Genomic DNA, 23,820 nt, shown 5'->3' on the forward strand with positions numbered 1-23,820 from the left:
GGCTTCGGACATCTTGTCGTCGGCGCGGGTGGCGCCGCGTTCGGTGAGGCGGGAGGCGGCGATCTCGGTGATGATCGCGTCGTTGGTGTCGGCGTCGGAGTCGACGGCGCCGGTGCAGGACATGTCGCCGACGGTGCGGTAGCGCACGGTGCGGGTCTGCAGGGTGGTCTTCTCGGTGTCGGTGGGTCCGCCCCAGTCGCCGGCGGAGAGCCACATGCCGTTGCGGGAGAAGACCTCGCGGCGGTGGGCGTAGTAGATGGCGGGGAGTTCGATCTTCTCGTGGCCGATGTACTGCCAGACGTCGAGTTCGGTCCAGTTGGACAGGGGGAAGACGCGGACGTGTTCGCCGGGGGAGTGGCGGCCGTTGTAGAGCTGCCACAGTTCGGGGCGCTGGCGGCGGGGGTCCCAGCCGCCGAATTCGTCGCGGAGGGAGAAGACGCGTTCCTTGGCGCGGGCCTTCTCCTCGTCGCGGCGGCCGCCGCCGAAGACGGCGTCGAAGCGGTTCTTGTCGATGGCGTCGAGGAGGGGGACGGTCTGGAGGGGGTTGCGGGTGCCGTCGGGGCGTTCGCGGAGGGTGCCGTCGTCGATGAAGTCCTGGACGTGGGCGACGTGGAGGCGGAGGTTGTGGCGTTCGACGGTGGCGTCGCGGTGGGCGAGGACTTCGGGGAAGTTGTGGCCGGTGTCGACGTGGAGGAGGGAGAAGGGCACCGGGGCGGGGGCGAAGGCCTTGATCGCCAGGTGCAGCATGACGATGGAGTCCTTGCCTCCGGAGAAGAGGATCACGGGGCGTTCGAACTCCCCGGCCACCTCCCGGAAGATGTGCACCGCCTCCGACTCCAACGCGTCCAGATGCGACAGCACGTACGGCTCGTCGGGCAGTTCCGCGCCGTACGAGCCCTCCTGGCCCGGGCCGGCCGCGCTCATGCCAGGCCCCTCTCGGTCAGCAGGGCGTGCACCGCGCCGGCCGACTCCTCGACGCCGCGGCCACGGGTGTCCAGCCGTAGATCGGGCGCCTGAGGTGCCTCGTACGGGTCGTCGACGCCGGTGAGACCGGAGATCTCACCGGCGGCCTGACGTGCGTAGAGACCCTTCACGTCCCGCTCGGAGCACTCCTCGACCGGGGTGGAGACGTGCACCTCCAGGTAGGTGGTTTCCGCCGCCTGGTGACGCTTGCGGACGGCCTCCCGGCTGTCCGCGTACGGGGCGATCACCGGGACGACCGCGATCACCCCGTTGGACGCGAGGAGCTCGGCCACGTAGCCGATCCGCTGCACGTTGGTGTCGCGGTCCTCGCGGGAGAAGCCCAGCCCGGCGGTGAGGAAGGTCCGGATCTCGTCACCGTCCAGCACCTCCACCCTGCGGCCGTCGCGGGCCAGGCGGTCCGCCAGCGCGCGGGCGATCGTGGTCTTCCCCGCACTGGGCAGGCCGGTGAGCCACACGGTGGCCCCCCGCCGGTCGTCGCCGGCTGCGTTCATCGGTTACCCGTCCTTGGCTCTCGGTCAGTCCCGCCCGGAGGCGGTGTCAGTCCCGCCCGGAGGCGGTGAGGAGTTCGGTGAACAGCGTCTCCCACTGCGGGTGCACCGCCGCGGGGGCGTAGTTCTGCGCCGTCTCCAGCGCTGCCGTGCCCATCTTCTCGCGCAGTGCCTTGTCGTCCATCAGGCGGATCAGCGCGTCGGCGAGGGCATCGGTGTCCTCCGCCGGTACGAGCATGCCCTCCTGGCCGTCGGTGAGCACGTCGGCCGGGCCCGTCGGGCAGTCGAAGCTCACCACCGGCAGGGCGTGCGTCATGGCCTCGATCATCACCATCGGAAGCCCTTCGAAGCGCGAACTCAGCACGTACATCGAGGACTTGGTCAACTCGTCGTCCAGCGCCTTGGTCTGGCCCATGAGCAGCACCTGGTTGTACAGGTGGTGCTTCTCGATGAGCGCGCGCAGCTGGGCCCGCTTCTCGCCGTGGCCGAAGATGCGCAGCTGCCAGTCGGGGTGCCGCTCGGCCACCTTCGCCCATGCCGGGATCAGCATGTCGAAGCCCTTCTGGGGGGCGAGCCGGCCGGCCGCGACCGCGATCTTGCGGGACCAGTCGGACGGCTGCTGGTCCATCGAGTGGACGGCGTTGGGGATCCGCACCAGGTGGGTGTCGGGAAGGATCTTCCCGTAGTCCTCCAGGTCCCGGTGGGTCAGCACGGCGACGGCGTCGAAGCGGGGGTAGTACTCCTGGATCGCGGCGACGACGTCCTTGCGGTGCACCGACAGGTTCATGTGCTCCTGCGCGACCCGAACCAGGTGACGGGGCGCGTGGTGCGCGGCGAGGATGTTGAGCGCCGGCCGGGTGGTGACCAGGATGCCGTCGGTGAGCCCTTCGAGGTAGGCGCCGACCACGACCTCGACGTACCGGTTGAAGTACCGCACACCGAACTCGCCGGCCGGGACGAGCTCCGGGGCGGTGCGGGCGAGCGCGACGTCCTCCGGGTTCTTCAGGCCCTCCTTCCAGCCCTGGGCGCCGGCCCTGGCCTCGCGACCGTCGATCAGGGAGGTGACGGCGACCCGGTCGTCCAGCGGGAACTGGATCTCGTCGCGGTGCCTTATGACGCTGACGATCTCGATGTCGTGACCCGCGGCGACCAGGGTGTTGGCCTGGTTCATCACGGTACGGATCGTGCCGCCGGTGCCGTAGGCGTGCAGCAGCAGGTAGCGGATCTTCATCGGCCCATCCACTCCGTCCGCTCGAAGGGCAGCTCGTCCGGGCTCAGCGGCAGGTCGCCGGGGACGCACTCGACGGTCAGGTCGTCGGCGTTGCTGTAGACGGGGCGGACCACCGTTCCGTCCTCGTCGTGGGCGGACTGGCCGGGGAAGACGAAGATCTTCCTCTTGTCCGCGATGTCGTCCAGGTGCCTGCCGACCGTCAGCGTCTCCTCGTCGTCGCCCGCGGGCGAGAGGTGGAGGTCCCAGACGGCCTTGTGCAGTCCGTCCAGGGCGAGGTCGTCGACCGGCACCGAGGCGTCGAACGCGGTGCCGTCCAGCCGCGCGTCGTAGCACAGCCGGTACTTCTCATGCCCGCGCAGCGCCAGCACGAGCTGCCATCCGTCGCCTCCGGGCTCCCGCCCGTGGACCGAGCCCACCAGTCTGATGCGGCCGTCGCGCGGCCACACCTCGTCGATTTCGGCGTGGGGTTTCATGCGGAGTGCGCGCCCTCCGCATCCTTGGTGTAGCCCCAGGCCTCGCACATCGGGCGGAGCAGCTCGGGGACGTCGTCGAGGGAGGGCAGCTCCCGGCCCGGCTGCACGCTGCCGCTGAGGATCTTCTCCCGCCAGTCGCCCAGACCGCGCTTCATGTCGCTCTTCTCGCGCTGGCCGTACTCGAGCATCTGCGGCTCGAACTCCAGGTCGAGGAAGGAGCAGATGCCCTTGAGGGTCTGCTCCGGTTCGGCGGTGAGGTCCTCGTAGCGGACCAGGTGGCCGGTGAGGCCGCCCCGGGCCCGCTCGACGGCCTTCATGTAGCGCAGGGCGTCGGCGGTGGCCTCCTCCTCCGAACGCTTCTCCGGGTCCGACTCGTGCCAGGAACGGGCGATGGAGGCCGGGTGGCGGAGCAGGAAGATGTAGCGGGCGTCCGGCCAGCAGGCGGCGATGCGCTTCCAGGCGAAGGCGTTGCTCGGCGTCTTCTCGACGATGAACTCGCCGCCGTGCTTGACCAGTTCGCGGTGCATGACCCGGTCCCACAGCAGGTGCTCCAGGTCGGCGGTGTCCAGGTCCAGCGCGTCCATGGCCTTCTTGGAGATGGACGTGCCGTATCCGACGCTCAGCCGGCGGATGTGGAGCTCGTGGGGGGCGTGCAGCTTGGAGTGGCCGCCGACGAGCACACGCAGCAGGGTGGAGCCGGAGCGCACCGGCGACATGATGAAGACCGGCTTCCGGAGCAGGCGGTCGACCTCCGGGTTCTTCGTCTCGCGGAACCCGATCGGCTTGGGCCGCGGAGCCTTCTCGGCTGCCTTCGGCTTCAGCTTGGCGGTCTCCGGCATGGACGCGCGCCGGATCTCGAAGCCGGTGGCTTTGCGCAGGGATGTGTTCAGTGTCCTTCGAAGGCTCATTGCGGCAGGCTAGGCATGTTGCAAATTCGTGGTCAAGCTGCGGCCTCCGGGTTAAACCCCGGATTCGGCGCGGATCGTTCACGCCCGGCTCCGCGGGGGTGCTCCAGCCGCTGGCCGAGGGGTCGAGGAGGCCCGACCGGCACCGCGCAGATCCGGCCACGAATCACCGGAACGGATGACGTGTCGTGGCGGGTGCCCGTACGGGCGAGAGGTACTCGCGGACCAGGGTGCGGTGCCACCACATGCCGGTCTCCCGGCGCTCGGACCTGGTGGTGAACCGGTAGCGGTAGAGCAGCGCCCGCACGTGCGCCGGCGCGCCGTCCGGGAACGGGTTGCGGCGGAGCAGCCGCAGGGTGTCCGGATCCGACCGCAGCAGCCGCAGCACGAACGCGTCGAACCAGCCACGGGTGTATGCGGGGGAGAGCGCGGCGAACCACATCATCCAGTCCAGCCGCAGGTGGTACGGAGCGAACTGCCGCGGCCGCCGGCGCGGGTCGCCGGGCTTCCCGCGGAAGTCGTACTCCCGCCACACGGTGTCCTCGTCCGGGTGCTCGGCGTCCGTCCCCTCGAGGACGATCTCGTGGCGCACCCGCGTCACGCTGCCGAACGCTCCGTAGGTGTTGACCAGATGCAGGGGGTCGAACGAGCGGTTCATGCGCTGCCGCGGGGACAGCAGGTTGCGGACCGGGCGGTAGCTGAGCACGGCCACCAGCACGGTCAGCGCGCACACCAGGGCGGCGAACCACAGCGGCGTGGAGCCGTAGGCGCGAGGACCGGTCACCAGCGAGGTGTCCAGCGCCCCGCACGCGATCACGACGGTCAGCCAGTTCAGCCAGGCGAAGTTCCCGGACAGCAGCAGCCACAGCTGGGTGACGATCATCAGCGCGGCGGCCGCCCCGGCGACCGGCTGCGGGAGCAGCAGCGCGAACGGCACCAGCAGCTGCGTGACGTGGTTGGCGGCCACCTCCACCCGGTGCATGCGGCGCGGCAGGCGGTGGAAGTGCCAGCTGAACGGCCCGGGCATGGGCTGGGTCTCGTGGTGGTGGTCCAGGCAGGTCAGCTCACGCCAGCAGCGGTCGCCCCGCCACTTGATCAGGCCCGCCCCGAACTCCACCCGGAACAGCAGCCAGCGCAGCAGCCACAGCACCAGCACGGGCGGTCCGACGGAGTCGTTGCCCAGGAAGACGGCCAGGAATCCCGCCTCCAGCAGCAGCGACTCCCAGCCGAAGCCGTACCAGGTCTGCCCCACGTTCACGATCGACAGGTACAGCGCCCACAGCACCGCCCACGCCGCCATCGCGGCCCCGAGCGGCACGGCGTCCCCGGCGCCCGCCGCCAGAGCGGCGGCCAGCGCCGCGCCCGACCAGGCGACGGCGGCGAAGAAGCGGTCGGAGAAGTGCCACTGGAACAGTCCGGGAGCGCTGCGGAACGGCACCGCGCGGACGAACCGGTCCGCGGGCAGCATGCCCTTCTCGCCGATCAGCGGACGGAACTGGAGCGCCGAGGTGAGGAAGGCGACGACGTAGAGCAGCGCCAGGCCGCGCTGCGCCATCTCCCGGGCGAGCCAGAGCTCTGGTGCGGTGAACCACTCCATGGGCGACGGGTACCACCGGGAGGCGCCGGGCTCACCGCGTCTCAGCCGGTGCCGTTGAGCACCCGGCTGATGGTCGCGGACGCCCGCTGCGCCGCAGGGCGCTTCGCCTCGCCGCGCAGCACGGCGGTCATGTAGCGGGTGATCGGGTTGTCCGCCTCCAGCGTGCCCCAGGACGGGGAGGCGGGGACGGTGTGCCCGTGCTCGGCCGCGCGCGCCATGGCCTCCGCACCCGGGTCGCCGTCCAGTGCGCCGGCGAGCCTCGCCTTGTTCGGCACGTAGCTCATCTCCCCGGCGATGCGCCGCTGCCACCGGTCGCCGGACAGCAGCTTGACGAAGGCGTACGCCTCCTCGTCGAGCCCCTCGCCGTCCGGCATGATCAGCACCGAGCCGCCGGTGAACACCGCACACGGCTCGCCCGGCTTCTCGCCCGGGACGGGGAAGAAGCCCAGCTTGCCCTTCAGGTCCGGGTTGGCGTCGGTGATCAGGCGCGCGCCGCCGGGCACGGTGATCAGCTGGGCCACGCGGCCCTCCGCGAACACCTGCTCCTGGTCCGGGTTCGCCTCGTCGGAAGCGGGCGGCGCCTCCCCGTGGGACTGGAGTTCGCGGTAGAAGTCCATGGCCCGCAGTGCCTGCGGGGTGTCCAGGGCGCCGCTCCACCGGCCGCTGCGCTCGTCGGCCAGCCGGCCGCCCTCGTCCCACACGAAGCCGGCCAGCACGTACCAGTTCCGGCCCGGCAGGTAGATGCCCTGCTGGCCGGGCGGGGCGTCCAGCGCGGCCGTCGCGGTCAGCCACGCGTCCCGGGTGCGCGGCGGGGAGTCGATCCCGGCCGCCTCGAACAGGTCCTTGCGGTAGACCACGACCCGGTTGGCGGCGTAGAACGGGACGCCGTACTGGAAGCCGTCCACCTGGCCGGACGCCCCGAGGGCGGGCAGCCACTCGTCGCTGCCCAGGTCCATCATCCGGACGGTCAGGTTCTGCACCTTCCCCGTCTGCACGTACTGCGCGACCTGCGTGTTCCCGACCTCGATGACGTCGGGGCCGTCGCCGGACCGCAGCGCGGCGGTCACCTTCCGGTCGATTCCGGGCCATTGCTGCACGACCACCTCCACCTCGACGCCCGGGTGCTGCGCCTCGTGGTCGCGGACCAGGTCGCGGGTGAGGCCGTCGGTGAGGCTGCCCTCCATCAGCCACACCGTCAGCGTCCGGCCGTCGTCGCTCTCGCCGATGAGGCCGCAGGCGGCGAGCAGGGCGCCGCTCAGGGCGAGCGCGAGGGCACGGACGGCGCCTCTCCTCCGGAACGAAATGGGCATGGCTCCCCCAGGGAAGGTCGCACGGGTGCCGCCGGACGGCGGGTGGCGGCGCGGACTGTGGGGGGCTGACGCACAGCTTTGGCATAGACCAATGCCGGGGTCAAGGGGGATGCCGGGACGACCTCCCCGCGCAACCCGCGCAACCCGCGCCGCACCGGGCCGGACCTCCCCGCGACGCCTGGGCCCGCCCGGCGGAAGCGGGCGGGCCCAGGCGGGGGGTCGTGCGTGCTCAGGCGGGGTCGGCGATCCCGCGGGCGGCGCCGAGGGCGACGACGTCCTGAGGGCGCAGGCGCAGCTGATCGGCGGTCTCGCGCACCCGCCCGCCGTCCCGCTTGAGGACGGCTGCGGCCGACTCCGGCGCGATGACGGAGAAGTACGCCTCCGGCACCAGCCACGTGTGGCCGGGTGCGGCCAGCGCGAGAGCACCGCCCGAGCCGCCCTCGCCGACGACCAGGGTGGTCACCGGCACCCGGGCCTCGGCCACGGCCGCGAAGCACTCGGCCACCGCCGGGCCGGTCCCCGCCCGTTCCGCCTCGCCGTCGCCCGCCGCACCGGGCGTGTCGACCAGCGTGAGGACCGGCAGGCCCAGCCGGTCCGCGAGCCGGACCAGACGCGCCGCCGTGCGGTATCCGGCAGGGCGGGTCGCGGTGCCCAGCTGCGCCGCGTACGCCGCCGTGGTGCCGTCCGGCAGGCGGCCGAGGCCGCAGGCGACGCCCTGGTCGTCCCGGCCGCCGCAGCGGTCGCCGCCGATCTCCTCGCGCCGCGTGAAGCACGCCTCCAGGTAGGCGCCCGCGCGCGGCCGTCCGGCGGAGCGAGCGCGTTCCACCGCCTCCCAGCCGGTTGCCGGCGGGGCGGCCGACCGCAGCGCCGGCGGCGGCTCCAGCCGGTCCCCGGGCGGTCCGGCGAGCAGTGCCAGCCAGCGGCCGAGGGCGCTGCGCAGTTCCCCGGCGGGCACCAGCCGGTCGACGTGCCCGGCCGCGTACTGCCCCTCGGCCGTGTACGCCGCCGGGTCCGCACCTTCCGGCCGCACGCGGGAGCCGGCGAAGGCCACCTGCGCGCCCTCGACGGCCAGCACCACATCGGCGCCGGACGCCACGGCGGCCCAGCCGCCGCCGGTCGTCGGATGCCGGGCCACCGCCAGCTGCGGCACGCCCGCGGCACGGGTGAGCGCGCACTGCCGTGCCACGCGCTGGAGCTGGGAGAGGGCCCGCATGCCTTCCTGCATTCGGCTGCCGCCGGTGGCGACCAGCGACACCAGCGGCAGCCGGCGCTCCCGGGCCAGGACGTGCGCCGCCTCGATGCGGGCACCCGTGCGCTCTCCGAGCGAACCCCCGAGGAAGCCGAACTCGAAGGCCAGCAGGACCGCTTCGGTGCCGTCGACCCGTCCGGTGCCGAGCACCACCGACTCCGCCTCCCCGGTGCGTGCCCGCGCCTTCCCCCGGGCCGCGCCGTACCCGGGCCAGCCCAGCGGGCCGTCGTCGTCCGCCGTTCCGGGTGCCGCCCAGGACTCGGGCGGGGCCTCGGCGAAATCGTCGGCCAGGCCCGCCAGCAGCTCGCGGGCCGGGACGCCCGCCGGGACCTGCGGCCGGTCAGGCATCGAGCGCGCGCTTGAGGATCTTGCCCATGTCGTTGCGGGGCAGGGCGTCCAGGTAGCGCACGCGCCGTGGCCGCTTGTGCGGGGCGAGGAGTGCGGAGACGTGCTCGGCCAGTTCGCGTTCGCCGGGCGGCGAGGCGGCGTCCCGGGGCACGACCCACGCGACGACGCGCTCGCCCAGGTCCGGATCGGGTTCGCCGGTCACGGCGGCCTCCGCCACGCCGGGGTGCTCCAGCAGCGCGTTCTCGATCTCGCCCGCACCGATCTTGTAACCGCCGCTCTTCACCAGATCGGTCGACTTGCGGCCGACGAGGGTCACCGCCCCCGCCGCATCGGTGGTCGCCATGTCCCCGGTGCGGAACCAGCCGTCCGCGGTGAACGCCGCCGCGGTGGCCTCCGGGCGGCCCAGATACCCGGTGAACAACGAGAGACCCCGTACCTGCACCTCGCCCACGGTCTCGCCGTCCCGCGCCTCCAGCGGCGCACCGGCCTCGTCCACCAGCCGCAGCTCCACGCCGTCCAGCGCCCGTCCGACCGTGCCCGGCCGGGCGGGGCTCAGGGACCGTCCGTCGTCCGCCAGGCGCACGCTGGTGTTCATCAGCGTCTCCGTCATCCCGTAGCGCTCGACGACGTGACGGCCGGTCGCCCCGGCGATCCGCTGGTGGTCGCGCAGCGGCAGCGGCGCGGACCCGGAGACCAGCAGCCGGGCCCCGGACAGGGCGCCGGCCAGCTCCCGGTCGTCGGCCACGGCCTCGGCGAGCCGGTGGTACATGGTGGGCACGCCGAACAGCATCGTGCCGGGACCGGCCAGTTCGCGGGCCACCGCCGTCACGTCGAAGCGGCCCAGGTGGTGCACGGCGCCGCCGCGCCGCAGCGGGCCGAGGACGCCCAGCACCAGGCCGTGCACGTGGAACAGCGGCAGGGCGTGCACCAGTACGTCGTCCGCCGTCCACCCCCACGCGCCGGCCAGCGCGTCCAGGGTGTGCGCGACGGCGCGGCGCGGGATCACCGCGCCCTTCGGCGGTCCGGTGGTGCCGGAGGTGTAGACGACCAGCGCGGCCGTCTCCGGCCCCGGCTCCTCCTCCGGCGAGGGCGCGGCGTCCCCCGGCGCCGCCCCGGTCGTCAGGGACACGTCCACGCGGGGCAGCGTGTCGGGGCCCTCGGGGAGCACGTCGCCGGGCGCGGCGAGGACCAGCGCCGGGGCGCTGTCACCGAGGATGTGCGCCAGTTCCCGGGTGCCGGTCCGCGGGTTCAGCGGCACCGCGGGTACGCCGGCCCGCAGCGCGGCGACCACGGCGACCGCCGTGTGCGGGGAAGGTGTCGCCCAGACGGCGACCCGGCCGGCCCCGGCGATCTTCTCCGCCAGCGCCCCGGACGCGGCGTCCAGCGCGCCGTACGTCAGGACGTCCGCGCCGAACCGCAGGGCGGTCCGGTCCGGGCTCTCGCGCAGTGCTGGGAAGAGGGACGACACCGGTACTCCTTCACAGGTCGCGGGTGCGCATGCCGCGCGTCGGCAGGGCGTGGTCTCGCAGGTGAGGGACGTCTGCGCCCTCAGCATCGCACGGCGGCCGACGCCCGGGGCCGGTACGCCGCCCGCCGAGCGCAAGTGCAGGGAAGCTCCCGGTCACGCCCGCGCGGGGGCGTACGCCATCGGGTCGTCCAGCACGGCGCGCACCACCGAGCGGGCCGCGCCGAGCACCGGCCCGTCGGTGCCGACGGCGGAGGTGAGCAGCCGCGGCACGGGGGCGGGCGCGGTCTGCCGGGAGGCGAGCTCTCCGGTGAGCGCGGGGAGCAGGAAGCGTCCGAGCCCGGCGAGTTCCCCGCCGAGCACCACGGCCTCCGGGTCCAGCAGGTTGACCGTGCCGGCCAGGGCGACGCCGAGCGCCCGCCCGGCGTCCCGCAGCGCCCGCAGCGCGGCCGCGTCGCCCTGCGCGGCCCGTTCGGCGAGGACGGCCGTACGGCTGCGCGGGGAGGCGTGCCCGGCGGGCAGTCCGGCCGCCCCCAGCAGGGCCTCCTCCCCGGCGTACTGCTCCAGGCAGCCACGGCCCCCGCAGCCGCACGGCCTGCCTTCCGGTACCACCGGCACGTGGCCCAGTTCGCCCGCGAACCCGCGCGCCCCGCGCAGCAGTTCGCCGCCCAGCACGACCGCGCCGCCGATGCCGATGCGGGCGGAGACGTGCACGAAGTCGGCGGGGGCCTCCGCGCCGCCGTGCCAGAGCTCGGCGAGCGCGCCGAAGTTGGCCTCGTTGTCCACGGTGAGCGGCAGCGTCCGGGGCAGTCGGGGGCGCAGGTCGGTGGCCGGCCAGCCCAGGTTGGGCGTGCGGACCACCCGGGTGGAGTCGCGGCCGACCAGTCCCGGTACCGCCACGGCGAGCCCCGCCGGCGCCAGTCCGTGCCCGGCCGCCCCGGCGGCCGTCTCCTCGACCAGCGCGGCCAGGCGCGCCAGCACCTCGTCGGGGTCGGAATCGCGGTGGTCGCCCTCCGCCTCGGCGCGGGCGCGGACCCGGCCGCGCAGGTCGAGGGCGACCACCGCCAGCCGGTCCACGCCGACGTCCGCGCCGATCCCGCACGGTCCGCGGGCGCCGACGTCGAGCGCGTGGCCCGGACGCCCGACCCCGCCGGTGCGGCCCGGCCCCAGCTCCGTCAGCAGCCCGCCGCGCAGCAGTTCGTCGACCAGCGTGGAGACCGCGGCCCGGGTGAGCCCGACGCGGGCGGCGATGCCCGCCCGGGACACGGGGGCCTGTTCGGCCACGGTGCGCAGGACCCGGGAGAGGTTGCGGCGCCGCATCTCCTGTTGCGAGTTGGGGGCGGAAGCGGGCATCTGGTCCTCCTGCGCGCTGCGGCCGGCTGGTGGTCAGGAGCCGGGCCGGCCCATCAGCGCGCCCGCGCTCCCGAGCGTCGCCGTCAGCCGGTCGAGGGTCTCCTCGTCGCGCTGCACCGCGGGGTAGGCCGGGCCGTCGGCGGTCGCCCAGCGGCGGGCGACGGCGGCCGGGTCCTCACCCATCAGAAGCCCGGCGGCCTGCGCGGCCGCCCCGAGGGCCACCAGTTCCTGCGCCCGGGGCACCTGGACCGGCCGCCCGGACAGGCGGCGCACGGTCTCCCGCCAGGCGGTGCCCTTGGCGCCGCCGCCGATCAGCAGCAACGGGGCGTCGGCTCCGCCGTCCGCCGCGGCTTCGCCGCCCAGCACCTTCTCCAGCGCGTCGAGCAGGGTGAAGACCGCGCCGTCGTAGGCGGCCTGGAGGATGTGCCCGCCGGTGGTGTCGTGCCGCAGGCCGTGCAGCAGACCGGACGCGTACGGCAGGTCGGGGGTGCGTTCGCCGTCCAGGAAGGGCAGCAGCGTCGCCCCGCCGCCCGCCTCGACGTCCTCGCGCTCGCGGCCCAGGAGGGCGGCGACCCGGTCCACGGCGAGGGTGCAGTTCAGCGTGCAGGCCAGCGGCAGCCAGCGGGTGCCGGCGTCGGCGAACCCGGCGACCGTGCCCGTGGGGTCGGCCGGCCGGGTGCCGGAGACGGCGTAGACGGTGCCGGAGGTGCCCAGGCTGAGCACCGGCTGCCCGGGACGCAGACCCAGCCCGAGTGCCGCCGCCATGTTGTCGCCGGTGCCGGACGCCACCAGGGCGCCGGAGGGCAGCGGCAGCCCGTCGCGGACGGTGCCGGCCACCTCGCCGTGGCCGACCACGCGGGGCAGCGCGTCGGGGGAGAGGCCGACGTGGTCGAGGGTCTCCGCGTGGTAGGTGCCGGTGTCGGACGCCCACCAGCCGGTGCCGGAGGCGTCGCCGCGGTCGGTGGTGCCGGTGCCGGTCAGCCGCTCGGTGAGGTAGTCGTGCGGCAGCCGTACGGCGGTGGTGGCCGCCGCGGCCTCCGGCTCGTGCTCGGCGAGCCAGGCCCACTTGGTGACGGTGAAGGACGGCGCGGGCACGCTTCCGGTCCGGCGGGCCCAGCCCTCCGGACCGCCCAGCTCCGCCAGCAGCCGGTCCCGCTGGGGCGCGGACCGCACGTCGTTCCACAGCAGCGCCGGACGGACGGGCCTGCCGTCCCGGCCGAGCGTCACCAGGCCGTGCTGCTGGCCGGCCACGGACACCGCCGAGGCCCGCCGCACGGCCGGGCCGCACTGCTCCAGCGCGGAGGCGAGGGCCGTCCACCACTGCTCCGGGTCGGACTCCCGGCCGGACGTCGCGTCCACGGTGTGCGGGGCCTGCCCCCGGGCGACGACCCGGCCGGTCGCCACGTCGACGACGAGCGCCTTGGTGGCCTGGGTGGAGCTGTCCACGCCGACGACGAACGGCCCTTCGGGTGCGGCCACTGCTCCCTCACCTCTTCCTCACGCGGGGGTCCTGCCCGCATACTAGTTTGTCAACGGGCATGACGAATAGAGTCCCGAAGCCCCCGGAACCGGCGGAACCCCGAACAGGAGAGTGGAGCACGATGAGCTACCGGCCGACCCCTGAGGACAGGTTCAGCTTCGGTCTGTGGACGGTGGGCTGGCAGGGCCGCGACCCGTTCGGCGACGCCACCCGGCCCGCGCTCGACCCTGCCGAGTCCGTACGCCGTCTCGCCGAGCTGGGCGCCTGGGGCGTCACCTTCCACGACGACGACCTCATCCCGTTCGGCTCCCCGCAGCCCGAGCGCGAGCGGCACGTGCGGCGCTTCCGCGCCGCGCTGGACGAGACCGGCATGACGGTGCCGATGGCGACCACCAACCTCTTCGCGCACCCGGTGTTCAAGGACGGCGCCTTCACCGCCAACGACCGCGACGTACGCCGCTACGCCCTGCGCAAGGTGATGCGCAACATCGACCTCGCCGCCGAACTCGGCGCGCGCACCTATGTCGCCTGGGGCGGCCGGGAGGGCGCCGAGTCCGGCGCCGCCAAGGACGTCCGCTGCGCCCTGGACCGGCTGAAGGAGGCCTTCGACCTCCTCGGCGAGTACGTCACCGGTCAGGGCTACGACCTGCGGTTCGCCCTCGAGCCCAAGCCCAACGAGCCGCGCGGGGACATCCTGCTGCCCACCGTCGGTCATGCCCTCGCCTTCGTCGAACGGCTGGAGCGGCCCGAGCTGTTCGGCGTCAATCCGGAGGTCGGCCACGAGCAGATGGCCGGGCTGAACTTCCCGCACGGCGTCGCGCAGGCGCTGTGGGCGGGCAAGCTGTTCCACATCGACCTCAACGGCCAGTCCGGCATCAAGTACGACCAGGACCTGCGCTTCGGAGCCGGCGACCTGCGCGCGGCCTTCTGGCTGGTCGACCTGCTGGAGAGCGCCGGCTACGACGGCCCGCGGCACTTCGACTTCAAGCCGCCGCGCACCGAGGACTTCCAGGGCGTGTGGGCGTCGGCGGCCGGCTGCATGCGGAACTACCTGGTGCTGCGCGAGCGGGCCGCCGCCTTCCGCGCCGACCGGGAGGTCGCCGAGGCGCTCCGCGCCTCGCGGCTGGACGAACTGGCCCGCCCCACCCTGGAACCGGGCGAGACGGCGGCCGGCCTGCTGGCCGACCGCGCGGCGTTCGAGGACTTCGACCCGGACGCGGCCGCCGAGCGCGGCATGGCCTTCGAGCACCTGGACCAGCTGGCGATGGACCACCTGCTGGGCGTGCGCGGGGGCTGAGACCACCGGTCCCCTCCACGCCGACGACGGGACGCCGCACACCGGTTCTCGCCGGTGCGCGGCGTCCCGTCGTCCGGCGGACGGCCCTTGCAGGAGGGCCTGTCCGGCGGGTCGGCCTAGTCCGGCAGGTCGGCCGCCGCCGGATCGAGCACCCGGGAGAGGAACTCGCGGGTCCGCGCGTGCTGCGGGTCGACCACGACCTGCTCCGGCGGGCCCTCCTCGACGATGACCCCGCCGTCCATGAAGACGACCCGGTCGGCCACCTCACGGGCGAAGCTCATCTCGTGCGTGACCACCAGCATGGTCATGCCTTCCGCGGCGAGGCGCCGCATCACCGAGAGCACGTCGCCGACGAGCTCCGGGTCGAGCGCCGAGGTCGGCTCGTCGAACAGCATCAGCTGCGGGTCCATCGACAGCGCCCGGGCGATGGCCACCCGCTGCTGCTGACCGCCGGAGAGCTTCGCGGGGTAGGCGGACTCCTTCTCGGTCATGCCCACGCGCTCCAGGTTGCGGCGGGCGACCTTCCGCGCCTCGTCCTTCTCCCGTCCCAGCACCCGGCGCTGGGCGATGGTGAGGTTCTCGATCACCGTCAGGTGCGGGAAGAGGTTGAAGGACTGGAACACCATGCCGATGCCGCGCCGGACCCGGTCGATGTCCACGTTCTCGTCGGTCACCTCGGTGCCGGCCACGGTGATCGTGCCGGAGGTGGGCTCCTCCAGCAGGTTCACGCACCGCAGCAGGGTGGACTTGCCCGAGCCCGACGGCCCGATCACGCACACCACCTCGCCCCGGCGCACGTCCAGGTCGATGCCGGTCAGCACCTCCAGGTCGCCGAACGACTTGTGCAGGTCCGCGATGTGGATGGCGGTGTCCCCGCCGGCGGGGGAGGCGTGCTCCGTCTTCGTCACGGCGTCCTTCATGCCGCTCACCTGGCCTTCGCGGTACGGGCCTCCAGCCGGCGCACCAGGTGGCCGAGCGGGAGGGTGATGACGAGGTACAGCAGGCCGGCCAGCAGGATCGGGGTCATGCTGCGGTTCTGGTTGAGCGCGTCCCGGCCGAACTTCGTCAGCTCGTAACCCGACAGGGAGAGCCCGAGCAGGTACACCAGGGAGGAGTCCTTGGTGAGCAGGATCAGCTCGTTGGCCAGCGGCGGCAGGATGATGCGGAAGGCCTGCGGGATGATGATCGAGATCATCGCCCTGCCCTGCGACATGCCCAGCGAACGTGCCGCCTCCGCCTGGCCCTTGGGCACCGCCTGGATACCCGCGCGGATGGTCTCCGCCATGTAGGCGGCGCCGACCAGGCCCAGCGCCAGCATCACCGTGACGTACTGGTTGATGGACACCTCGAAGGCCAGCGGGACGCCGAAGCCCAGCGCGATGAACACCAGCAGGGCCGGCACGCCGCGGAAGAACTCGATGTACCCGATCGCCAGCCACCGGTAGGGCGGCACCTGCGACAGCCGCATCAGCGCCAGCACCAGACCCAGCACCAGACCGAACCCGAAGCCCAGCGCGGTGTAGAGAAGGGTGTTGACCAGCGCGGTGGTGATGATCTCCGGGAACTGCTTCCGGGCCACTTCGAGATCGAAGAAGGCCTGGTGGATCGTGTTCCAGTCCGCCACCAGCGCGATCACGATCACCACGACCACCAGCACGGCGTACTGGGTGGTGCGGATGGCGGTGGTGCGCTGGCGGCGGGTCAGCCGTCCCGTCACTGGCCGGACTCCGGAGCCTTGCCGAACCACTTCTTGTAGATCTTGTCGTAGGTCCCGTCCGACTTGATCTTCGCGATGACGTCGTTGACCTGCTTGCGCAGCGCGTCGTCGCCGGTCTGCACGCCGATCCCGTACTGCTCGCCGGTGTCGAACTCCGTGGTGACCTTGGTCTTCGGGTTCTTCTTCACATAGTCGAAGAGCGCGCCGTTGTCGTGGATGGCGGCGTCGACCTGGCCGGTCTTGACGGCGGTCAGCAGCAGGGCGATGTCCTCGAACTCGACGATCTCGACGCCGTCGCCGTTGTCCTGGCCGTACTTGGCGCCGGTGGTCGCCTGCTGGACGCCGAGCTTCTTGCCCTTGAGGTCCGCCATCGAGGCGTAGTCGTTCTGCTTCTTGACCAGCAGCGCCTGGGTGGCCTCGAAGTACGGGTCGGAGAAGTCCAGGTTCTCCTCGCGGGTGTCGGTGATGGTCATGCCCGCGGCGGCGACGTCGCACTTGCTCGCGTTGAGGGCCTGACCGGACTGGATGCCCTCGAAGGGGGTGTCGACGATCTCCTGCTCGACGTCCAGCTCCTTCGCGACGGCGTCGACCAGGTCGACGTCGAAGCCGACGATCTGGTTGCCCTTCTTGAACTGGAAGGGCGAGTACGGCAGGTGGGTGCAGGTGGTCAGCTTGCCGGCCTTGACGAGCGATATCTCGGTCCCGTCGCCGGCGCTGGTCTTGGTACTGGTGCACGCCGTGGTGGCGGCGAGCAGACCGAAGGTCGCGGCTGCGGCCAGCAGGGACAGCGACCGGCGGGACGTCGGGTGGGCGGACACGGTGCCTCCGTCAGGGTGGGTTCCTGGGCGACCCTGCCGTACCGGGACGTCGACGGCGTCGTGGGTGACGCGGGCCCGGGAAGATCGGCAAGGTTGCCGCGCATCCTGCCATCGCAGCGGGCCCTTGGAGCCCTCGCGTGAGGTTGCGACCGGATAACACCGCAGTTCGGCGCCCCGTGGTGATGCCGCCGCTACGCGGGGGCGCGGTGCTGAGGACGGGATCAGGCGGGGGTGCGCACGCAGGGGAGTTCCGCCCACACGGAGTTGCCCCGGTCGCGTTCGTCGGGCCGTATGCCCCATTCGTCGGCGAGCACGCTCACCAGCAGCAGGCCCCTGCCGCCCTCGCCGTCGGCGTCCGGGGTGCGGGGGGTGGGGAGCAGCCGGCGGCGGGCGCCGCCCTCGTCGGTGACCTCCAGGCGCAGCCGTACGCCGATCATCCACAGCTCGCAGCCGACCTTGTCGCTGTCGGTGTGCCGTACGGCGTTGGTGAAGAGTTCGGAGACGAGCAGCTCGGCGTCGTCGCAGGACTCCTCCGCCACGCCCCAGGCGCGCAGGCGCCGCTGCACCAGCCGCCGCGCCTCGGAAACCGAGGTTTCCCGGGCGGGAAGGTGAAAGGCGTCCCTCAGCGGCCGCGTGACGGTATTGCCGCCGCGGTGCGCCAGGGAAGGTGCCTCATGGGGGGAAGCCACCGGTCCACTATGGGGGCGCGAGTGGCGTATGGCAAGGAACAGGCTGCAAATGGCAGAACTGTCCGGGGCGTTCCGTCACTCTCCCTTCTCCGGCAGTGAAAATGCCTGGTCCCAGCCGCTTTTCAGGGTGGGGTGCGCGGATTCCCGGAAAACCCCATTGTGGGTAAATGCGGGCGTACTCCCGCCGCGTTCCAGGCGTTCTGTGCTGTGAGGCATCCCACAGTTCCTCTGAGGGAAAGCCTGAAGTCCGTGTGGAGAAGACGTGCAGGTCTTTTCTTATTCAACGAATTGCGCGGTGAAGCGCAGCGAGAAAACGGCCGGCGCGGGATCGAGACGGTGCGCCGGCAGCACGCCCGGCCCGCAGGAGGCGGAGCCGAGCCCGTGCTGGGCGTGGTCCAGGTGCACCCACACGGTGTCGCCCGGTGTCAGGTCGGTGGTGTGCGCCGCGGCGTCCAGCTGTTCGCTCGTCCACCGCCGGGCGCTGAACCAGAACCCCTCCGGCGCCCCGGTGATCCGGACCCCGGCTCCGCCGTCCGGGCGCTCCCGCAGCTCCGCCCAGCGCACGCCGGGCCGCGCGCCGTTCTCCTGCGGCCGCACGTACGGGGTCTGCAGGGCGTCGACCGCCGCCCGCCAGCGGCCCAGCAGGGCGGCGGCGCACGCGTCCGGGTAGCCCTCGCCCGGTCCGCCGCCGAACCACTCCGCGTGCCCGAAGCGGGCGGGCAGCCCGAACCGTACGCCCAGCCGCGGCAGCGGGCACGGCCAGTCGCCCTCCGGGTCGACCGTCACCGTCAGGCGGACGCTCGCGCCGTCCGCGGCCCAGCGGTAGGCCGTGCGCAGGCCGAGGCCGGTGCCCGCCGCGGCGACGCGGGTGCGGACGGTGAGGCCGTCGTCCCCCAGGTGCACGGCGTCGGTGCGGTGGTGCACGCGATGCAGCCCGAGCTGCCGCCACTGTGCCGCCGTCCTGCCACCGGGCTGCCGGGCCCCGCCCTCGTCGTTGTCGGTGGGGGCGCGCCACACGTCCAGGCGGGGCGGGCCGGTGAACGGCAGTCCGCCCAGGGCGGTCAGCGCCCCGGTGCGGGCGTCGAAGACGGCCGGGCCCAGGCGCACGGACGTGCCGTCCCGGCGGGGTGCCCGCGCCGGGACGGGCCCGGGTTCCGGGGCCGGAGGTGCGGGTGGGCCGGGCACCTGGGCCCACGCCACCCGGTGCCCGCGCGGTGCCCATGCGGTGTCCGCCGCCAGGCGGGCGGTGACGGTCCACCACGCCTCGCCGCCCAGCGCGTGGTCCGGCGGCGGGGGGAGCCGGACGCGGCCCGCCGCGCCGGCCCGCAGGGGCGGCACGTCCAGCGGGCCGGCGGCGACCTCGACCCCCTCCACCGCGTACGTCCAGTCGAAGGCCAGGTGCGAGAGGTCCGCGAAGTCGTACAGGTTGGCGACGGTCAGCTCACGGTCCGCTCCGCCGCGCCCGGTCACGCGCACCGGTTCGATCACCTTCGCGTACTCGGTGAGACCCGGCGAGGGGGTGCGGTCGGGGAAGACCAGGCCGTCGCACACGAAGTTGCCGTCGTGCATCTCCTCCCCGAAGTCCCCGCCGTACGCGAAGTACTCCCGCCCGTCGGCGGTGCGGCGCAGCAGCCCGTGGTCGATCCACTCCCAGACGAAGCCGCCCTGGCAGCGCGGGTGGGTCTCGAACAGGCGCTGGTACTCGGTCAGGCCGCCGGGGCCGTTGCCCATCGCGTGTGCGTACTCGCAGAGCAGGAACGGTTTCGCGCCGGGTTCCTCCGCGCCGCCGATCTCGTCGACCTCCTCGTGCGCCGCGTACATCCGGCTGTGCACGTCGGAGTCGGGGTAGGCAGGGTCGCCCTCGTAGTGCAGCGGCCGGCCCGGATCGCGCTCGCGCATCCAGCGGGCCATCGCGGACAGCCCGGCGCCGCTGCCGCACTCGTTGCCCAGCGACCACATCACCACGCTCGGGTGGTTCTTGTCCCGCTCCACCATGCGCCGCGCCCGGTCCAGCAGGGCGGGCGTCCACCGCGGGTCGTCCACCGGATTGTTCCGCCATCCGACATGGCGGAAGCCGTGCGTCTCCAGGTCGCACTCGTCGATCACCCACAGGCCCAGCTCGTCGCACAGGTCGAGGAAGGCGGGGTGCGGCGGGTAGTGGCTGGTGCGGACGGCGTTGAGGTGGTGTCGTTTCATCAGCTCCACGTCGCGTCGCATCGTCGCGACGTCCAGCGTCCGCCCGGTGACGGGGTGGAACTCGTGCCGGTTCACGCCGCGGAAGAGCACCCGCCGCCCGTTCACCCGCAGCAGCCCGTCCTCCACCACCACGGTCCGGAAGCCGAGGCGCAGCGGGACGGTCTCGCCCGGTGTGCGCAGCGTCGCGTCGTAGAGGCGCGGCGTCTCGGCCGTCCACGGCTCCACCGGCACCCGCACGGTCTCGCCGGTGGCCGTCTCGACGCCCAGTTCCGGCACCGACACCCGTCCGCCGGGCGCCGCGTCCACCCGCAGCGTGCCGGTCCCGTCGCGGTGGTCGTACCCGGCGTGCACGAAGAAGTCGGACACCGCACCGGGCGGGCGATGCAGCAGGGTGACCTCGCGGAAGATCCCCGGAAGCCACCACATGTCCTGGTCCTCCAGGTAGGTGCCCGCCGACCACTGGTGCACGCGCACGGCGAGCACGTTCCCGCGGCGGCGCAGCAGCTTCCCGACGTCGAATTCGTGCGGCAGCCGGCTCCCCTGGAAGGACCCCAGGTCGGTGCCGTTGAGCCAGACCCGGGCGCAGGACTCCACGCCGTCGAAGCGCAGGACGGCCGACCCGTGGTCCGGCCAGGTGGCGGGGAGGTCGAACTCCCGCCGGTGGTCCCCGGTCGGGTTCTCGTCCGGCACCCGCGGCGGGTCCACCGGAACGGGGTAACGGGTGTTGGTGTACGCGGGGGCGCCGTGGCCCTGCAGCACCCAGTGGCCGGGCACCCGCAGCGTCGTCCATCCGGGTGCCGCGCGGGGGTCGAAGTCGTCCGTCGTGAACGGCGCGTCCCGCGGCGCGCGGTCGTGGAGCCGGAACGCCCAGGTGCCGCCGAGGTCGAGCGACGCGGCGTCCGGCGTCCTCCACCAGGCGCGCGGCGGCAGCGTTCCGTGCGCCGGGGTCACGTCCTCGAAATACGGAATGCCCGACAATCCGCCTCCTTCTGAACGGCCGTCACCGGGGGGTTCCCCAGTTCGTTGTCCCCGAGACACCGTTCGGCTTTTTTGGCATGGACACTTCTCGAATCCGGGACCCGCTGCTACTACTGAGTACGGCAGAAGCTCCCTCCATGCCACCCCCACCATGAGAGGCCCCATGAAGCTGCGCAGATGGAAGGCCGCGGTCACCACCGCGGTCGCCGTCCTCGGACTGACCACCCTCTCCACCAGCGCCCACGCCGCCGACACGGCGGCGCTCGACTATGTGGCGCTCGGCGACTCCTACTCCTCCGGCGTCGGCGCCGGCGCGTACAGCGGCGGCGACTGCCGGCGCAGCGCCAACGCCTACCCGGAGCTGTGGAAGGCCAACAACGCGCCCGCGTCGTTCGCCTTCACGGCCTGCTCCGGAGCGACCACGTCGGACGTGCTGGCCGGCCAGCTCGGCCCCGTCAACTCCGGCACCGACCTGGTGAGCATCAGCATCGGCGGCAACGACGCCGGCTTCGCCGACGCCATGACGACCTGTGTCGTCCTGGGCGAAGGCGCCTGCCTCGACGCCATCGCCGACGCCCGCGCCTACATCGCGGGCACGCTCCCCGGGCGGCTGGACTCGGTCTACAACGCGATCAGCGACCGGGCCCCGAACGCCCGGGTGGTCGTGCTCGGCTACCCGCACATCTACAAGGTCAACGGCACCTGCTCGTTCGGCATCAGCGAGACGTCCCGCGCGGCCATCAACTCCGCCGCGGACGACCTGCACTCCGTGACCTCCAAGCGCGCCGCCGACCACGGCTTCGCCTACGGCGACATGCGGCCCGCCTTCGAGGGCCACGAGATCTGCTCGGGCGACCGCTGGCTGCACAGCACCACCTGGCCGGTGTGGGAGTCCTACCACCCGACCGCCCAGGGCCAGTCCGGCGCCTACTACCCCGTCATGGAGAGCCTGGCCTGACGGATCCGCATCACCGGGTGTCCTCCGCATGGACGCCCTTCCCGGGGCGCGCCCCCTCCGGCACGGAGGGAGTGCGCCCCGGGCGTCTGTCCGCGGGGACGGAACGTGTGGCCCGGCGAGCGCGTGCGAGAGCCGGGGCCGCGGCGCCGGACCGCCGGGCCGGGCCCGGAACGGACGGCGCCGCGGCCCGCGCGGGTACGGCATCCCGCGCGAGGTGAGAACCTGGAATCCGGCGGGACACCGCCGCACGGAACCCGGGGGACCGGGCCTGCGTTCTCCAGTATGAACAGCGGCGGCAGCCGCTCCCGCAGAGGAGGCACTTCAGATGACCAACCGAGGCAAGATCGCCGTCGGGGGCGTGGCGGTGGGCCTGCTCCTGTGGTGGCTGACGTCGTTCTGGATCGCGCTGCTGGTGATGGTCGGCGTCCCGGTCGCCGCCTACCTGGCGCTCGACCCGTCGCAGCGGCGCAGGCTGCGCCGCGTCAGCCGCAAGGAGATCGGCAGGTAGAACACCCCGCGCGGGCGCGGCGGCCGGTCCCGACCGTCGCCCTGCGCTCCCGTACGCGCCCGGGAGGCGTCAGGCGGCCGGACGTACCGCGATGCCGTCCAGGGCGCTGAGCAGTGTGGGCAGCCCCGGCCCGCGGCCGACCGGCACCACCTCGCCGGGCTCGTCGTCGAGCAGCAGGAACGCGATGTCGTCGGTGCGGGCGACCATGCTCCAGCCCGGCCCGTCGCAGCGCAGCGTGCGGGCGTCGCCGGAGGCGAACGCCGACCGTACGCGGCCGGGCGGTGGCGGGTCGTCCAGATAGGCCCGCATCTCGCGCATCACCCGCTGCACCGGGCTCGCCGCCGGACCGGGAGGCCCGTCGGCCTCCTCCCCGGCCGGGGGAGCGGCACCGGCACCGGCTTCGGCGTCTGCGTCGGAGAAGACCGCGGCGTCGTCGATCCGCTCGCGCCACGCCGCCCACTGGAGGGCGATCTCGTCCGCCCCCATGCGCCGCTGCGCGGGCCCCCACTCCCGGGTGTCCGGGGGAGCCAAGACCTTCCACCGGCCCTCGGTGCCCGGCTCCGGCGGCGGGTCGTGCGGCGCGGGGACGCCGGGCGCGGCGACCGCCACCGCGAGGGGCCAGCCGGGGAGCACCGCGGTCACCGAGCGCTCGTCGGGGGAGAGGTCGTACTCCATGCCGCAGTCCCAGGCGGCGACCGCGCAGGCGACCAGGGTGACGTCCTCGGTCGCCACCGTCCACCGGGCGCCGGCGCCGTCCTGGCCCAGTACCAGGCCGTAGCCCTCCGCGAAGGGCTCCAGTCCGAGCACGGAGCACGCCTCCGGGTAGTCGTCGCCGAGCACGCTGGGGAACTGCGCGGGCGTGAGCAGCACGGCGGTCAGCACGTAGAGCGCGTCGTCCTCTTCGGCGGTCACGATGCGACCCCTCTCCCGATCGTGCGGGTCTCGATCGTGCGGGCACCCTAACCCGCCGCGGTCCGGCAGGACAGAGAGCCGCCGGGTGGCGTACGGCACCTCCGCCCGCGGCCGTGCGGCGCCTCCGCGGGCGTGCCGCTGCGGCCGCGCCGGTCAGGCTCGCAACGCCACGGCCAGGTAGCGGACGTCGCCGTCCTCCAGCGACTCCAGCAGCCAGCCGCAGGCCGCCAGCAGCGGGCGGAGGTTCTTCTCGGCCCGGAGGTCGCCGGCCCGCAGCACGTGCCCCTTCCGGGCGGCCAGCACCGCCCGCCCCACCGGATGGAAGACCGCCAGCCGCCCGCCGGGCCGCACCACGCGGGCGAACTCGCGGAGCCCGGCCGCGGGGTCCGGCAGGTGGGTGAGCAGCCCGGCCGCGAGCACCGCGTCCGCGGCGGCGTCCCGCACCGGCAGGCGCGCCGCGTCGGCGACCGCCGGCAGCCCCGCCCGTCCGCGCCCTGCCCGCAGGGCCCGCACCGCCATCTCGGGCGTCAGGTCGAACCCGAGCACGGCGCCGGACGGGCCCACCGCCGCCCGCAGCGGCTCCAGCGCCCGTCCCGTCCCGCTGCCCACGTCCAGCGCCACCCCGCCCGGACGCAGCCGGAGCGCGGCGACGGCGGCACGGAACGCCGGGCCGTCGTCGGGGAACCTCGCGTCCCACCCGGCCGCCCGGGCCGCGAAGAACTCCCGCACGGCCGCCGGATCGTTCCCCGACCGCCCCCGGCCGGGGCGGGAATCGTCGCCTCCGTGGTCCGTCATCGGCTGGTCTCCGTTCGGTTCCGACCCCGTCCGCATCCGGCCCGGGAGGTTGCTCTCTGTGGCGTCGTG

At 73.6% G+C, this 23,820-nt stretch carries 21 protein-coding genes; 3 read left to right on the top strand and 18 right to left on the bottom strand.

The genetic code is table 11. From position 1 onward, the window contains the following. The 11 genes from cysD to xylB form a co-directional block, all read right to left on the bottom strand. Positions 1-924: sulfate adenylyltransferase subunit CysD (gene cysD / locus K304_RS0116265; RefSeq protein WP_037790726.1), on the bottom strand; the 924-nt coding region annotated here is incomplete at its 3' end. Next, positions 921-1,475 carry an adenylyl-sulfate kinase gene (gene cysC, locus K304_RS0116270; RefSeq protein ID WP_027764619.1) on the bottom strand — a complete coding sequence of 185 codons (555 nt, stop codon included), beginning with the start codon at positions 1,473-1,475 and terminating at the stop codon, positions 921-923. The genes cysD and cysC, both read right to left, overlap by 4 nt. A 46-nt stretch (positions 1,476-1,521) precedes the next feature. Continuing rightward, complete coding sequence (locus K304_RS0116275; protein WP_027764620.1) at positions 1,522-2,703, bottom strand: glycosyltransferase family 4 protein; 1,182 nt, start codon at positions 2,701-2,703, stop codon at positions 1,522-1,524. Then, on the bottom strand, positions 2,700-3,176 hold the full coding sequence (locus tag K304_RS33660; protein ID WP_199779624.1) for a hypothetical protein: 477 nt from the start codon (positions 3,174-3,176) through the stop codon (positions 2,700-2,702). Before K304_RS33660 ends, K304_RS0116275 begins: the two co-directional genes overlap by 4 nt. Next, positions 3,173-4,084, bottom strand: a complete 912-nt coding sequence (locus K304_RS0116285; protein WP_027764621.1) for a sulfotransferase family protein — start codon at positions 4,082-4,084, stop codon at positions 3,173-3,175. The genes K304_RS33660 and K304_RS0116285 overlap by 4 nt, the downstream gene beginning before the upstream one ends. Positions 4,085-4,247: 163 nt before the next feature. Further along, entirely contained in the window at positions 4,248-5,678 is a 1,431-nt protein-coding gene (locus K304_RS0116290) for a lipase maturation factor family protein (protein WP_027764622.1), read from the bottom strand. Positions 5,679-5,719: 41 nt separating this feature from the next. Beyond that, complete coding sequence (locus K304_RS0116295) at positions 5,720-6,988, bottom strand: extracellular solute-binding protein (protein WP_037790728.1); 1,269 nt, start codon at positions 6,986-6,988, stop codon at positions 5,720-5,722. Positions 6,989-7,217: 229 nt separating this feature from the next. Then, positions 7,218-8,585, bottom strand: a complete 1,368-nt coding sequence (locus K304_RS0116300) for a carboxyl transferase domain-containing protein (protein WP_027764624.1) — start codon at positions 8,583-8,585, stop codon at positions 7,218-7,220. Beyond that, positions 8,578-10,053: an acyl-CoA synthetase gene (locus K304_RS0116305; protein ID WP_027764625.1), complete on the bottom strand. Its 1,476-nt coding sequence runs from the start codon at positions 10,051-10,053 to the stop codon at positions 8,578-8,580. Before K304_RS0116305 ends, K304_RS0116300 begins: the two co-directional genes overlap by 8 nt. Before the next feature lie 153 nt (positions 10,054-10,206). Next, entirely contained in the window at positions 10,207-11,403 is a 1,197-nt protein-coding gene (locus K304_RS0116310) for an ROK family transcriptional regulator (RefSeq protein WP_027764626.1), read from the bottom strand. A gap of 33 nt (positions 11,404-11,436) precedes the next feature. Beyond that, positions 11,437-12,882 (bottom strand): xylulokinase, encoded by a 1,446-nt coding sequence (xylB, locus tag K304_RS0116315; RefSeq protein ID WP_027764627.1) that lies wholly within the window; start codon positions 12,880-12,882, stop codon positions 11,437-11,439. Positions 12,883-13,004: 122 nt separating this feature from the next. Here xylB and xylA point away from each other — a divergent pair, with 122 nt between their 5' ends. Further along, positions 13,005-14,180 (top strand): xylose isomerase, encoded by a 1,176-nt coding sequence (gene xylA, locus K304_RS0116320; protein WP_027764628.1) that lies wholly within the window; start codon positions 13,005-13,007, stop codon positions 14,178-14,180. Positions 14,181-14,296: 116 nt separating this feature from the next. Here xylA and K304_RS0116325 read toward each other — a convergent pair whose 3' ends face one another. The 5 genes from K304_RS0116325 to K304_RS0116345 form a co-directional block, all read right to left on the bottom strand. Next, positions 14,297-15,100, bottom strand: a complete 804-nt coding sequence (locus K304_RS0116325; RefSeq protein ID WP_027764629.1) for an amino acid ABC transporter ATP-binding protein — start codon at positions 15,098-15,100, stop codon at positions 14,297-14,299. Between the two features lie 5 nt (positions 15,101-15,105). Beyond that, on the bottom strand, positions 15,106-15,897 hold the full coding sequence (locus K304_RS0116330; RefSeq protein ID WP_037790730.1) for an ABC transporter permease subunit: 792 nt from the start codon (positions 15,895-15,897) through the stop codon (positions 15,106-15,108). Beyond that, complete coding sequence (locus tag K304_RS0116335; RefSeq protein WP_486591694.1) at positions 15,894-16,715, bottom strand: basic amino acid ABC transporter substrate-binding protein; 822 nt, start codon at positions 16,713-16,715, stop codon at positions 15,894-15,896. Before K304_RS0116335 ends, K304_RS0116330 begins: the two co-directional genes overlap by 4 nt. A 221-nt stretch (positions 16,716-16,936) precedes the next feature. Next, a complete protein-coding gene (locus K304_RS0116340) occupies positions 16,937-17,404 on the bottom strand; it encodes an ATP-binding protein (RefSeq protein WP_078529218.1) in 468 nt (155 codons plus the stop codon). Positions 17,405-17,680: 276 nt separating this feature from the next. Further along, positions 17,681-20,578, bottom strand: a complete 2,898-nt coding sequence (locus tag K304_RS0116345; protein WP_027764633.1) for a glycoside hydrolase family 2 TIM barrel-domain containing protein — start codon at positions 20,576-20,578, stop codon at positions 17,681-17,683. A 163-nt stretch (positions 20,579-20,741) separates the two neighbouring features. Between K304_RS0116345 and K304_RS0116350 the strand changes: the two genes are divergently transcribed. Together K304_RS0116350 and K304_RS0116355 are read left to right on the top strand one after the other, a co-directional pair. Beyond that, positions 20,742-21,536 (top strand): SGNH/GDSL hydrolase family protein, encoded by a 795-nt coding sequence (locus K304_RS0116350; protein ID WP_027764634.1) that lies wholly within the window; start codon positions 20,742-20,744, stop codon positions 21,534-21,536. Between the two features lie 325 nt (positions 21,537-21,861). Then, on the top strand, positions 21,862-22,044 hold the full coding sequence (locus K304_RS0116355) for a hypothetical protein (RefSeq protein ID WP_027764635.1): 183 nt from the start codon (positions 21,862-21,864) through the stop codon (positions 22,042-22,044). A gap of 69 nt (positions 22,045-22,113) precedes the next feature. Here K304_RS0116355 and K304_RS0116360 read toward each other — a convergent pair whose 3' ends face one another. Both K304_RS0116360 and K304_RS0116365 read right to left on the bottom strand, forming a co-directional pair. Then, positions 22,114-22,956 (bottom strand): hypothetical protein, encoded by an 843-nt coding sequence (locus K304_RS0116360; protein ID WP_486591695.1) that lies wholly within the window; start codon positions 22,954-22,956, stop codon positions 22,114-22,116. A 153-nt stretch (positions 22,957-23,109) separates the two neighbouring features. After that, entirely contained in the window at positions 23,110-23,751 is a 642-nt protein-coding gene (locus K304_RS0116365; RefSeq protein ID WP_051308522.1) for a methyltransferase domain-containing protein, read from the bottom strand. Positions 23,752-23,820: the final 69 nt, after the last annotated feature.

The organism is Streptomyces sp. CNS606 (assembly GCF_000426325.1).

What these genes read in the sequence shown, in the direction of transcription:
- cysC (WP_027764619.1), bottom strand. Translation starts at nt 1,475, where the DNA reads ATGAACGCAGCCGGCGACGACCGGCGGGGGGCCACCGTGTGGCTCACC.
- K304_RS0116275 (WP_027764620.1), bottom strand. Translation starts at nt 2,703, where the DNA reads ATGAAGATCCGCTACCTGCTGCTGCACGCCTACGGCACCGGCGGCACG.
- K304_RS33660 (WP_199779624.1), bottom strand. Translation starts at nt 3,176, where the DNA reads ATGAAACCCCACGCCGAAATCGACGAGGTGTGGCCGCGCGACGGCCGC.
- K304_RS0116285 (WP_027764621.1), bottom strand. Translation starts at nt 4,084, where the DNA reads ATGAGCCTTCGAAGGACACTGAACACATCCCTGCGCAAAGCCACCGGC.
- K304_RS0116290 (WP_027764622.1), bottom strand. Translation starts at nt 5,678, where the DNA reads ATGGAGTGGTTCACCGCACCAGAGCTCTGGCTCGCCCGGGAGATGGCG.
- K304_RS0116295 (WP_037790728.1), bottom strand. Translation starts at nt 6,988, where the DNA reads ATGCCCATTTCGTTCCGGAGGAGAGGCGCCGTCCGTGCCCTCGCGCTC.
- K304_RS0116300 (WP_027764624.1), bottom strand. Translation starts at nt 8,585, where the DNA reads ATGCCTGACCGGCCGCAGGTCCCGGCGGGCGTCCCGGCCCGCGAGCTG.
- K304_RS0116310 (WP_027764626.1), bottom strand. Translation starts at nt 11,403, where the DNA reads ATGCCCGCTTCCGCCCCCAACTCGCAACAGGAGATGCGGCGCCGCAAC.
- xylA (WP_027764628.1), top strand. Translation starts at nt 13,005, where the DNA reads ATGAGCTACCGGCCGACCCCTGAGGACAGGTTCAGCTTCGGTCTGTGG.
- K304_RS0116325 (WP_027764629.1), bottom strand. Translation starts at nt 15,100, where the DNA reads ATGAAGGACGCCGTGACGAAGACGGAGCACGCCTCCCCCGCCGGCGGG.
- K304_RS0116350 (WP_027764634.1), top strand. Translation starts at nt 20,742, where the DNA reads ATGAAGCTGCGCAGATGGAAGGCCGCGGTCACCACCGCGGTCGCCGTC.
- K304_RS0116355 (WP_027764635.1), top strand. Translation starts at nt 21,862, where the DNA reads ATGACCAACCGAGGCAAGATCGCCGTCGGGGGCGTGGCGGTGGGCCTG.
- K304_RS0116365 (WP_051308522.1), bottom strand. Translation starts at nt 23,751, where the DNA reads ATGACGGACCACGGAGGCGACGATTCCCGCCCCGGCCGGGGGCGGTCG.